We start from the raw sequence: 10,955 nt of genomic DNA on the forward strand, positions 1-10,955 counted from the left end.
CACGACAGCAATGCAAGCACCACAGCAATGCACGCAGGCACTTTCTGTGAATCCCGTTCCGAGATAGGCAAAACGGGCGTACCCTGGGCGCATGCGAGGTGGCCTCGAGAGGTGGAAGCGAGGTTCTGACTCCCAGGGCGTGAGTCAGGCGATGGCCTACGCATTCAAGGCCACGTGCGACTCCCACCGACCAGCGTCAGCCGGCGTGGATGCGCTCACCGGGTACAGTGCGGAGCCGACAGGCACGCGGTTTGTCGTGGACTCCGGCGTGATCTCGTCAGACAGCTTGGATGCAGCGCAGCTACGGGTTTGGGTGGACGGGAGTGACCCGACGACGGGGGAGCGACGCGGAAGGGAGCTGATGTCGCCGGATGCTGATCTGGTGCTGGACGGCACGATCAACGCACCGAAGTCGTACAGCATCGCCGCGCTCCTCGACGAGGATCTGTCGGCGGAGTTCGAGGCTCTGCAGGACCGGCTTCGTGACCAGATCATCACGACGTGGCAGCGGGAATTGAACGCGCGCCGTGGCGCCGGCGGCAGGGTCCGGGAGAGCATCCAGCGGGTTGAGGTGGTGGAGTTGCAGCACCGCCGGTCCCGCGCACTGGACCCGCACATCCATCGGCACTTGTGGTTGAACGTGCGGGTGCTGGGGGATGACGGTCAGTGGTCGAACGTGGATTCTCGGGTGGCGATGAGGTTGCACACGGTGATCAACGCGGAGGGCGACCTGGCTGCTCGCACCGACCCGGGATGGCTTGCCGCCCTCGCGCGCCACGGCTACACCCTGAACAAGTCCGGGGAAATTGCGGAGCTCGCACACTTGGTTCGGCCGGTGTCGCGGCGGTCGAACCAGATCGAAGCCAACCGTGCCGCGCTGCTCGCGCAATGGCGGGCAGATCATGACGGCGAGCAGCCGGGCTACGGCGTTCTGCACCAGATCGATCGTCGCGCCTGGGCCACCGGCCGTCCCAACAAGCCGGACGCGATCGATGAGGAGACGTGGCAGCAGATGGTTCTGCGCGAGCTGGCTTTGGTTGATTCCCGCGTTACCGATCGCCGGGCTACGCGAGTGGTCCGATCGGTGCCGGTCGGATCCCTCGACCGGGACCTACTGGCGGCGATGGCGGTCGTCGACGCCGACGACCGGTCGACCTCGAGCAGCGGACGGTTCAGCCGTTTCGACCTGCGCGCCGGCGCCATCAGAGCGATCTCGCAATCGGGAGTGGTCGCGCACCGCGAGTTGCTTGACGACGTCATCGCTGATGTGACGGGACGGGCGATCCGGACTGTAGTTTCGTTGCTGCCTGCCGAAGATGAGGTTCCTGATCATGTGAAGGCGTTGATCGCACCGACGACTGTGCGGCTGAAGGTGCGGCTGGCCAACCACCTCGATCGGCTCGCAGCGCCCGGCACCCCCGTGCCCGCCGCCACGGTCCACAAGGTCGCCCATTTGCTCGGCACCCCAAAGCTTGACTCAGCACAGGCCGCGGCGATCGGCGCGATCGCCGGAACGGATCGGCTGGTCACCGTCACCGGACCTGCCGGCACCGGCAAAACCACCATGCTGCGGGTCGCGAACCGGCTCATCCAACAGCAAGGCGGCCGCATGATCGTCGTCGCCCCCACGAAGAAAGCCGCCACGGTCGCTGCGCGCGAGATCGCCACGGCCACGTCCAGCGTGCACGCACTGCTCCACGATCACGGCTACCGCTGGCACCGCGACGCCTCCGGCGCACAAAAGTGGCTCCGGCTGACCGCGGGCGAGGTGGACCCGACTACCGGCGCACCCTACAGCGGGCCTACCCGCTACGCGCTAACACCAGCGGATCGGATCGTCGTCGATGAAGCCGGGATGGTCGACCTGCACACGGCGACCGCGCTTACCGAACTCGCACTGGAAACCGGCGCCAGCATCGCACTCGTTGGCGATCCCTTCCAGGCGCTCCCAGTCGGCCACGCCGGCGCGATGGCCGCCGCGACCCGTCGAGCCACCGCCACCATCGAACTCACCAGCGTCCACCGATTCGACAACCCCGACTACGCCGCACTCACCCTGCGACTACGCAACCCCGGCGACCAAGCTACCGCCCTTCAGGTCGCGGCCGACCTCGACGCGACCGGTCACGTGCGCCGCGTCGACAACGCTGACGCCGCCCGCGACGCGATGATCCAGGAGTACTTCCACTGGTCATCGCGCGGCTCTCGGGTGTGCCTCGTCACCGGCAGCAACGCCGAAGCCGACGCGATCAACGAAGCGATACAGCTCCGCCGCATCGAAGAAGGCCGTCTTGACCCACGCACCGCCGCAACCGGCCACGACGGTCAACAACTCCTCGTCGGCGACACCGTCCAAACCCGGCGCAACGACCGAGCCGCCGGCGTCGAAAACCGCGCCACCTGGACCATCCGCGCCATCCACCACGACACGATCGACCTGATGTCACCCACGGACAGCAGCGACATCCGCCGCGTACCGCTCACCTACGCCGCCGAACACATCCACCTCGCCTACGCCTCCACCGTCCACGGCATCCAAGGAGAGACCAGTGATGCCTCCATCGTGGGACCAGACGTCGACGCCTCCGGCCTCTACGTCGGTCTCACCCGCGGGCGTCACCACAACCTCGTCCTCGCAGTTGCTGGCACGGACGCGGCCAGCCGCGAGCAACTCGCCGGTTGCATGCTGCGTGGAAGCCGGGAACTTACTCTGGTCGACTCGGTCGAGGCAGCTCGCGCCGAACACCGGCGCGCAGCGCACACCAACCAGGCCGCACCGCTCACGGCGCCATCAACCCTTTCGGCCGGTATCGGGATTTGACCAACGCGGGGCGTTGACCAAGCGAATGACCGCGCCGGTCTAACGCCCGCCCGCAAAGCTCCTCTTCGCGTCGCCCCGTCGGCAGAACGCAACCCCGGGCGTCGCTTGCTCGGGTTTCTACGTTGGCGTTATCGGTGCGCGGGATGCGCGCGCCGATAAGCCCCGGTCATGTTGATTCGCCAGGTGACCATGTCTTCGCTGACTCCGTATCTTCTGGCGATCTCGCTGGGCTCGCTTCCGCGCCGAAGCGCGGTGACGAGGCCCAATTCGTGGATCAGCAGTGCTCCTGCCATCCACTGCGCCTGGTCTTCCATCACTTGATCCCACTCGCGGCAGCCCGAACCGTCTACCGCCGGCGTGGGGTCGTGCAGGAGAAGGCCGTGGCCGAGCTCGTGGCAGATGTTGCTCGCCTGACGGGCGGGGGAGTGAGCGTCGTTATGCAGGATGACGCGACCGGACCCGTGGAAGACGGTCACTCCTGAGAACGCGGCGGGATCACGGGTGAGGAAGTAGTCAGCCGCTGCAGGGTTCTCTTCGCGCAGCTCGGAAAGCTTGCGGACCGGAATCGCGAGGTACTCAGCCAGAGCCAGTGGCTCGAGCCGGTCAAACGGGCTCAAGCCCAGCTCCTCGCGGGTCTCGTAGGCGAGGTCGGTGACGTGCTTCTTGACGAACCCGGCAGGCGGTGGCATCTGAGCCCTCCAATGATGTGCGCGGCTATTTCTTCCGGAACTGGTTGTAAGAGGTGGCGATGATGCTCTCTAGCGCGTTCGCTGCATCCGCGGAGAGGTTCTTGTCCGCGCGAAGGTAGGTGGAGATCATCGCCATCGTTTCCGGCTCTCCATCGGCCTCGCCTCTCTTCACAAAGGTGTCAGCGTTCAGACCGCTCCACGCAGCGAGTGCTGCTAGCCCGTCGACGTCCGGACGTTTGCCCTGGGCCATCCGGGTGAGGGTGGAGGCGCTGACGCCGGCTTGCTCGGCGACTTGCTTCCACGTCAGGCGTCGTGCTTCTCGTGTTTGGTTGAGGGCTGCGTAGAAGGCGGCGGCGTCGAAGGTGCCCTTGGCCATGAGTGTCCCTTTCAATTCGACTTTCGCAATCATGGTGTAGAATAGCATTTGACTCTTGCAATCGTGAGGGTTCCAGACTAGAGCAAGGAGCAGCAATGTCCACCACCGCCGCAGACAAGACCAAGAACCAGGTCATCACTATCACCGTCAACCGCAAGCCGGTCGACCTGCCGGAGAAGCACGTCACCGGGCTCGCCATCAAGGAAGCCGCCATCGCGCAGGGCGTGGCGATCCAGCTGGACTTCCAGCTGTCGGAGAAGAAGGGCCAGAAGTTCCGCCCCATCGCCGACACCGACACCGTCACCGTCAAGACCGGCGACGAGTTCCGTGCGGTGACCGGCGAGGACAACTCCTGACCATGGCACTCTCCCTGGAAGTTGCGGAAGCCCTCGAGCAACTCACCGAATCCTTTCCCGACGCCCTCGTCACACATCGTGAGGACGGCACCGGGGGAGCCTTCGTCAAGGTCGACCCCCTTCCCCTCGGGGACCGCTTCAACCTCCGCTCCTCCTGGGTGGGGTTTCATCTGGTCTACAGCTATCCCGAAGCTCAGGTGTACCCGCACTTCTGCGCGCCCGGGCTCACGCTGCTGGATGGCACGCCGCTGCAGGCTCACGATGGATTCCAGCAGACTACCTGGGGGCTTGAGGGCGCTATCGAACCGGTCACCCAGCTCTCCCGCAGCAGCCGGCAGTGGGACCCCATGAACGACACCGCGGCATCCAAGCTGCATCGGATCCTGAATTGGCTGCGCGGATGAACGCCCCCTGGTCGGTTCGCATCACCCAGAACGATTGGCACGCCCTGGCGGCGCACCTGTTCCCCGGCGACCGCGACGAACACGCTGCGATCCTCCGCTGCGGACTTGCCCGCACGCCCCGAGGGAACCGGCTGCTTGTACACGACGTCCTGTACGCCGTCGACGGTACCGACTACGTCCCCGGCGACCGCGGCTACCGCAAGCTCACCCCAGAGTTCGTCCTCGAGGCAGCGGAGTCCTGCGCGGACGACGAGCTCGTCTATGTTGCCGTGCACTGTCACGGCGGCACGGAACGGGTGGAGTTCTCCGAGATTGACATGGCATCGCATGAACGCGGCTATCCGGCACTGCTGGACATCACCGACCGCCCTGCCGTCGGAGCGTTAGTGTTCGCCCGCAACGCCGTCGCTGGCGACATCTGGCTCGCCGACGGCACTCGCGTCCCCATTGATCACCTGCAGGTCCTCGGCCGGCCCCAGACCCGGCTGCATCCCGAGCCACGCCGCCCCGCTCACGCTGGTGAAGCGTTCGACCGCCAGTCCCGCATTTTCGGGGACCGCGGCCAGCACATCCTCGCTACCCAACGCGTCGCCATCATCGGTCTCGGCGGTGCCGGCTCTCTAATCAACGAATACCTTGCCCGTCTTGGCGTGGGAGAGATTCTTGTGATCGACCCAGACCGGATCGAGATGTCCAACCTGTCCCGCGTCGTGGGAGCGCGCCGAGGGGATGCCTGGAGCCTGCTTACCACCGAAAATCGGCCGGAGTGGTTGCGACGGATCGGCCGGCGGCTCTCTGCTCCCAAAGTGAAGATCGCGGCGCGTGTGGCGCGGGAGGCGTCCCGGACCGTCACCGTCACCGCCGTGTTCGACGACGTGCTCGAGCCCGATGTCGCAGAGTTGCTCCTGGACTGCGATCACATCTTCCTCGCCGCGGATTCTCACTCGGCGCGCCGGCTGGTCGACGCCCTCACCCATCAGTACTTCATCCCCAACACGCAGGTCGGCGCGAAGGTGTCTCTCGTGAAGGACACGGGCGATATCGCCGATATTTTCTCCGCCGTCCGCGCCAGCGTCCCGGGAGATGGGTGTCTGCGCTGCGCGCAGCTGATCAACCCGGTCCTCCTTCAGGAGGAAGCCAAGAGTCATGGCGAACGCCGCCGACAGCGCTACCTCGACGATGACGATGTGCCTGCACCCAGCGTCATCACCCTCAACGCACTGGCCGCCGCGCACGCGGTCAACGACTGGATGATGAGCATCACCGGCCTGACCTCCGATCTCGTGGAGCCCCACCGCTGGATCACCATTCACCCGCTCACTGACGAGATCGTCGAGTACGCACAACGACACCACCCCAGTTGCCCCAACTGCGGACTCGGGCGTTTCGCCCGCGGCGATGCCAGACGCCTTCCCACAAAGGTCCGCTGAAGATGACGCGCCGTGGCGGGAGCCGCCGCACCCGAAGCAAGCGGAAGAAGGCAGTCGCCCACCTCTACATGGACACGGATGTCACGGTGGCGCGGTTGCGGCTCTTCGCGCTGGCACCCCGTGAGGAGCAGGTGACGACCATCGCGGCCCTACGGGCAGCGGAGGCCGACGTCCGCAACACGATGTCGCTGGGCTTCGGAGGTATCGCTGCGGCGTTTCTGGTCGCATTGGTTGTGCCCAGCTCTCCCATCCGTAACGAGGGGATGATCCATACCGTCCCCGAGTGGATCATCGTGCTCTCGACTAGCGTCGTGTTGGCCCTCATCGTCCTGGCGGCTCTGGCGCCAGCCATGGTCCTCAGCGCGCGGGATGCAGTCCGCCAGGAACGTGCTGTGATCTGGCTCCGGGCGTTCGAGGACGAACTCGCCCGCTGCCACCGGCAACGAGGGCGCGCCGCCCGGAAGTGGCAGCGCGCCCACTGATCCGGTTGGGCGTGCGCATCTGCGTGCGAAGCCTTTGTCACTGAGGCGGTCAAGGATCGGCTCGCGTGCGCGGGCATGTGTCATCCCTGAGCGCCCGCAACTGAACGTCGGAGTTACCGGGTGTCTTTGGCCCGGGTTTCGTTCTTCGAGCCGGAGTCGGAGTCGCGGAACTGGCCGTTGGCGCCTTGGATGCGTACTTCGCCGCGGCCGTCGCCTGAGTTCTCGACGATTTCGCGTGCGCGGGCGATTGCCTCGGCTTGGGTGTCGAAGTGCGCGGATGCGCGTTCGTGGCCTTCCTTGACGACGTCCCACCCTCCGCGCTCTTTGTTGGGGACGACGTACCGGTCTTCATCGTTGTTCGCCATGGCTGACAAGTTGCAACGGCATCGACGGCGAACGAAAGGGGTCGTAGCTCCTCTGGCTGGCCATGTCCGAGCACGGGCGACGCCGAGCACGGGCGACGGAGCATCACAGAGCACAACGCCGCCCGGGGTCAGTCGTAGGCGTTGTGGACGTGCCAGTCGTTCTCGCGACGGAAGACGTCGAAGACGAGCGCTTCGCCGATCCCGTTGGTGGCTTGGAATCTCCACCCGCAGAGACTGGATGGCCGCTCGGGTGAGGCCGTCCAGATGGATTCGCGGAGCCGTGTGGGGGTGTCAGTGACGCGCCAGCGGTGGCCGGCGTAGAACATGCGAGTGGGGATGTCGTTGATCATCCATAGGGTCGCTTCGTGCTCGATGTTCGTCGTCGCCATGTCCACGACAATAGAACATAGCTTCGAATATTGGTAGTCTGTGCTCGGCCGGGAGGGGGCGGCTGGGGTGGGGACGAACAAGCGGTACGCGGAGCAGGTCGATCAGCGGATGAGCGATCGGATCCTGCAGCGTGCGGCCGCGAGTGGACCCTTGCAGACCCTGACGAGCACGGAGCTGCAGCTGGATGTTCTGCCGGTGACGACGGATCCGAAACCCAGGGTGGTGTTGGTGTGGGTGCGGTTCGGGCGGGTGCCGGTGCGGGTGGAGGCGGAGGCGTGCATGTGGACGGCGCGGGCGGTCGCGATCCGGTTCCGGGTGGCGGGGACGGAGCATCGGTGCTGGGTGTGGTCGGGAGCGATCGAGCCAGAGAGCGAGAACTGAAAGCTGCTGGAATTGAGGAAGCGGGCGGGAGTACGATGACTCCCGCCCGCTCCTGATTGCGTTGGGTTAGCGGACAACCCCAGTACCGGCGTACGAGGCCGGTGCTGCTACCGGCCCCGTAGCGTCTGCTGCGGGGCCGTTAGCTTTTGGGGATCGATCCAGCGCGACGCCGGTGAACTTCAGGGAGGCCGCCACGTTGTCCGCGACGATGTCGCGGGTCTCGCGGGTCTGCCCGGAGTCCTTGTCGGTGTAGGTACCGAACCGGAGGTCGCCGGCGACGAGGACCGCGTCGCCCTTGCGGAGCGACTCGGCGACGTTCCGCGCCTGCTGGTTGAAGACCACGACCCGGTGAAACACGGTGCCGGCGTCTTCCCACCGGCCGGTGGTCTCGTTGAGCCGGCGGTCGTTGACGGCGACACTGAACCGGGCGTATTCGTTGCCGGATTCACCGGCGCCGTGTTCGGGGTCGCCGGTGAGGTTGCCCTCGATGGTGACGGGAATTCTGGTGGTCATCCTTCTTCCTTCCGTTGGGAGACACCCTCGGTATCTCGGTGGGCGTGGGCCTGGGTGGTCCACGCGTCCCATTCCGCTTCGTCGGTCACATCGGACCAGGAGCGGGGCTTGGTGGGTTTATGTCCGGTGTTGCAGCCGCCGCCGTACGCGCGGGACAGGCGCGGCAGGGCGATGGCGAGGCGTTCGTGCCAGCTGACGGGTCCAAAGCCGGTGTCGCTGGTGTCGAATGCCACGTCGTGGGCGATGTGGAGGGCGGAGAGTTCTTCGACGAGGGTGCCGTGCTTCCACCAGCAGGCGGGGATGACGCTGACCGGGATGTTGTAGCGGACCGTGAACCACTCCACCCACGCCCGCAGCGCCTCCCACTTCTCGGCGGCCTCCTCTCGAGTCAACGTGCGCCAATTGAACGTCTTCGCGCCGATCGGCTCGGAGGACCCGTGCCTGTCCCCAGGGTCGTAGGCGGCGAGCTCAGCGGCCAGGAGCCCGTCGAACTCTTCCGGATCGTCGCTCATGCCGACTCCTCCCGGCTGGCCAGGCGGGTGCGGAGGTGCTCGAGCGCGTGCTGGGATGCGTCGCGGCGGGTGCGGTGCCGGGCAAGCACCGGGTCGCGGTCGATGAGCCTGTGCAGCAGCTCGTGGCAGTAGGCGTGCAGCGGGATGAGATCGCCGTGCGGTTCGGCAGCCCGCCAGAGGCCCGCAGTGAGGGTGACGCCGCGGTAGTCGAGGTGGTGCAACTCGAGCTCAGCCTTGCTCGCGGGCCGGTCGCAGCCGGCGCAGGCCAGCGGAATACCGCGGCGGGTCTGTTCGGTGAACCACCGGTCCCGGCGGGCGAACCAGGCCGGGGAGCGGAGGAACTCCCGCCGGTACAGCGACTTCAGCCCGGTCTTGCGCCGGTTGCTCATGACTCCTCCCCTTCCTCTGCGGCCGAGTCGACGGGTACGGGCTCTGGCTCCTGCTCGGCTGGTGTGCGTCGGGTGGTGGTGAAGACGGCGTGCTGTTCGGCTTCGGTGTGACGTTTGCCGGTGCGGATAGCGGCGGCGTCGCGGCGTTCGTCCCATCCGGCGAGGTCCAGCAGGACGCCGCGGCGGTTGCGGTAGGCGAGCAGCCCGACGGTGGGGGGCATGCGGCGGATCTCGTCGACGGACATCAGCGGGCGGCGTTCGAACTGTTCGCTGGTGGTGTGGCCTTCGTTCTGGGTGGACCAGGAGCGTTGGGTGCGGTGGGTGTCGCGGGTGCCGAGGAGTGCTTCGACGTCGCGGAGGTGGTCGACGTGGGAGGCGCCGCCCAGGAGGACTTTGGCGGTGGCGGCGGCCCAGATGGTGTCGGCCTCAGCTTTGGACCAGGACGTCTCTGCTTGGGAGAGGGCTTGGAGGACGACGAAGGTGCAGATGCCGCGGCCGCCACCGTCGGCCATGGTGCGCGGGAGCGCTGCCCACCGGAACATGTTGGCGATCTCATCGAGGATGAGCCCGAGCGGGTGGCTGAGCCGGGCGCCGGGGGAGGCGAGGGCGGTGGTGCGGGCGACTTCGACGATGTCGTCCAGGAGTGCGCCGAGGAACCCGCCCATCGCCGACGCCCCCGACGAGGACCCGAGCAGGTACAAGGTGTTGGCGGCGTCGAGGAACTCGCGAGGGTCGAACACCGGATCGCCGGGGCGCGGCATCAACGTGTCGCGGATCTGTGGCACCGCGAGCGGGGCGACGGCTCCTTGCACGCCGAACCAGATGGAGGAGACCAGTTTCTCGTCTCCGCTGATGGTCGCTTCGAGGTTGTCGCCCCAACCGGGGGCACCGTCGCTGCGGAGTACGTCGACGGCGGTGCGGGCGAGGGCGGGGCTGGAGCCCCAGTCGTAAATGTCCTCGATGGTGCGGCCGCCGACGGCGGCGGCGTGCAGGAGCCGGCCGAGGACGACGCCGGAGGCTTGGGCCCATTCGCCGTTGGTGGTGGAGGATCCGAGGGCGGTGCCGGTGATGATGGCGGTGCCGCGTTGCATCGCCACGAGCGGGTCGGTGCAGCCGGCGAGGGGGCTGATGCGGATCGGGTTGCGGATTCCGGAGAGGCCTTGCGGGTCGAACACGTGCACGGTGCCGCGGTTCTGCCGCATCCGCAGGGTGGCGGTGAGGTTGTCGTTGGTGGTGGAGGTGGTGATCAGCGGCCCGGACCAGTCCAGGATGGCGGAGATCAGCACCCGGTATCCCTTGCCGGAGCGCGGTGGTCCTTCGAGGGCGACGGAGTCTTCGATGGAGACGAACACGTCCATGCCCCGCGACCGGCCCACCCGCCACCCGACATCGGTCGCCGTCGGGCGGGCCAGGTCGGGGCGCAGCTGGCCGGCGCGGCGCAGTACGGCTTTGGCGGAGAGGTGGGCTTTGACCTCTGCTGTGGGGGCGAAGCCGGGGCGGAGGCGGAGGTCGGTGATGAAGGACCGGTCGGACTGCCGGTGCCGCTGATACGCCACCACCACGCCAATCGCGATGGCGGCGACCGCAAGCAGAAGGAGGAGGTCGGCGACGCGGATCTGCCACACCGGCAGCGCGCATCCCGCGGGGGCGGTGTACGTGGCGGGATTGCCGGTGAGTGCGAGGCTCAGCCCGGAGAGCACCCCGGTGGGTTCGGGGCGGGTGCCGCAGATCAGTTGGGTGATGGCTTCGGCGATGACGGCGGAGGCGAAGCCGAGCACGATGAGGATCGCGATCGCGCCAGCGAGGACGCGGCTGAGCAGTCGGTCACCCATCACACACCTCCACAG

Annotated in this window: 14 protein-coding genes; 6 read left to right on the top strand and 8 right to left on the bottom strand. The window is 66.9% G+C overall.

Annotation, left to right across the window (positions count from 1 at the left end; genetic code table 11):
* Window positions 1-205: 205 nt before the first annotated feature.
* Window positions 206-2,821, top strand: coding sequence for an AAA family ATPase (locus tag EER34_RS07600; protein WP_338067934.1), 2,616 nt, complete (start codon window positions 206-208; stop codon window positions 2,819-2,821).
* 128 nt (window positions 2,822-2,949) lie between these two features.
* On the opposite strand, the gene EER34_RS07605 is transcribed toward EER34_RS07600, so the two are convergent.
* Both EER34_RS07605 and EER34_RS07610 read right to left on the bottom strand, forming a co-directional pair.
* A complete protein-coding gene (locus EER34_RS07605) occupies window positions 2,950-3,510 on the bottom strand; it encodes an ImmA/IrrE family metallo-endopeptidase (protein ID WP_127473889.1) in 561 nt (186 codons plus the stop codon).
* 25 nt (window positions 3,511-3,535) lie between these two features.
* Window positions 3,536-3,886 (bottom strand): helix-turn-helix domain-containing protein, encoded by a 351-nt coding sequence (locus EER34_RS07610; RefSeq protein WP_127473890.1) that lies wholly within the window; start codon window positions 3,884-3,886, stop codon window positions 3,536-3,538.
* A gap of 95 nt (window positions 3,887-3,981) precedes the next feature.
* On the opposite strand from EER34_RS07610, the gene EER34_RS07615 reads away from it, so the two are divergent.
* The 4 genes from EER34_RS07615 (at window position 3,982) to EER34_RS07630 (ending at window position 6,558) form a co-directional block, all read left to right on the top strand.
* A complete protein-coding gene (locus EER34_RS07615) occupies window positions 3,982-4,242 on the top strand; it encodes a multiubiquitin domain-containing protein (protein ID WP_127473891.1) in 261 nt (86 codons plus the stop codon).
* A gap of 2 nt (window positions 4,243-4,244) precedes the next feature.
* Window positions 4,245-4,646 (top strand): hypothetical protein, encoded by a 402-nt coding sequence (locus EER34_RS07620; protein WP_127473892.1) that lies wholly within the window; start codon window positions 4,245-4,247, stop codon window positions 4,644-4,646.
* Window positions 4,643-6,076 (top strand): ThiF family adenylyltransferase, encoded by a 1,434-nt coding sequence (locus EER34_RS07625; protein ID WP_127473893.1) that lies wholly within the window; start codon window positions 4,643-4,645, stop codon window positions 6,074-6,076. Before EER34_RS07620 ends, EER34_RS07625 begins: the two co-directional genes overlap by 4 nt.
* Window positions 6,077-6,144: 68 nt before the next feature.
* Window positions 6,145-6,558, top strand: coding sequence for a hypothetical protein (locus EER34_RS07630; protein ID WP_127473894.1), 414 nt, complete (start codon window positions 6,145-6,147; stop codon window positions 6,556-6,558).
* A 113-nt stretch (window positions 6,559-6,671) separates the two neighbouring features.
* On the opposite strand, the gene EER34_RS07635 is transcribed toward EER34_RS07630, so the two are convergent.
* Both EER34_RS07635 and EER34_RS07640 read right to left on the bottom strand, forming a co-directional pair.
* Entirely contained in the window at window positions 6,672-6,923 is a 252-nt protein-coding gene (locus tag EER34_RS07635) for a DUF2188 domain-containing protein (protein WP_127473895.1), read from the bottom strand.
* A gap of 128 nt (window positions 6,924-7,051) precedes the next feature.
* Complete coding sequence (locus EER34_RS07640; RefSeq protein WP_127473896.1) at window positions 7,052-7,312, bottom strand: hypothetical protein; 261 nt, start codon at window positions 7,310-7,312, stop codon at window positions 7,052-7,054.
* A gap of 67 nt (window positions 7,313-7,379) precedes the next feature.
* Between EER34_RS07640 and EER34_RS07645 the strand changes: the two genes are divergently transcribed.
* Window positions 7,380-7,694: a hypothetical protein gene (locus tag EER34_RS07645; RefSeq protein ID WP_127473897.1), complete on the top strand. Its 315-nt coding sequence runs from the start codon at window positions 7,380-7,382 to the stop codon at window positions 7,692-7,694.
* A gap of 66 nt (window positions 7,695-7,760) precedes the next feature.
* Here the strand turns inward: EER34_RS07645 and EER34_RS07650 are convergent, their stop codons facing one another.
* Genes EER34_RS07650 through EER34_RS07665 form a run of 4 tightly spaced genes read right to left on the bottom strand, consistent with a single transcriptional unit; the run spans window position 7,761 to window position 10,940 of the window.
* A complete protein-coding gene (locus EER34_RS07650) occupies window positions 7,761-8,207 on the bottom strand; it encodes a single-stranded DNA-binding protein (RefSeq protein WP_164743487.1) in 447 nt (148 codons plus the stop codon).
* Window positions 8,204-8,719 carry a hypothetical protein gene (locus EER34_RS07655; RefSeq protein WP_127473899.1) on the bottom strand — a complete coding sequence of 172 codons (516 nt, stop codon included), beginning with the start codon at window positions 8,717-8,719 and terminating at the stop codon, window positions 8,204-8,206. Before EER34_RS07655 ends, EER34_RS07650 begins: the two co-directional genes overlap by 4 nt.
* On the bottom strand, window positions 8,716-9,108 hold the full coding sequence (locus EER34_RS07660) for a hypothetical protein (protein WP_127473900.1): 393 nt from the start codon (window positions 9,106-9,108) through the stop codon (window positions 8,716-8,718). The genes EER34_RS07655 and EER34_RS07660 overlap by 4 nt, the downstream gene beginning before the upstream one ends.
* Window positions 9,105-10,940, bottom strand: a complete 1,836-nt coding sequence (locus EER34_RS07665; protein WP_127473901.1) for a type IV secretory system conjugative DNA transfer family protein — start codon at window positions 10,938-10,940, stop codon at window positions 9,105-9,107. The genes EER34_RS07660 and EER34_RS07665 overlap by 4 nt, the downstream gene beginning before the upstream one ends.
* Between the last annotated feature and the right edge of the window lie 15 nt (window positions 10,941-10,955).

Source organism: Microbacterium sulfonylureivorans (assembly GCF_003999995.1).
GTDB lineage: Bacteria > Actinomycetota > Actinomycetes > Actinomycetales > Microbacteriaceae > Microbacterium > Microbacterium sulfonylureivorans.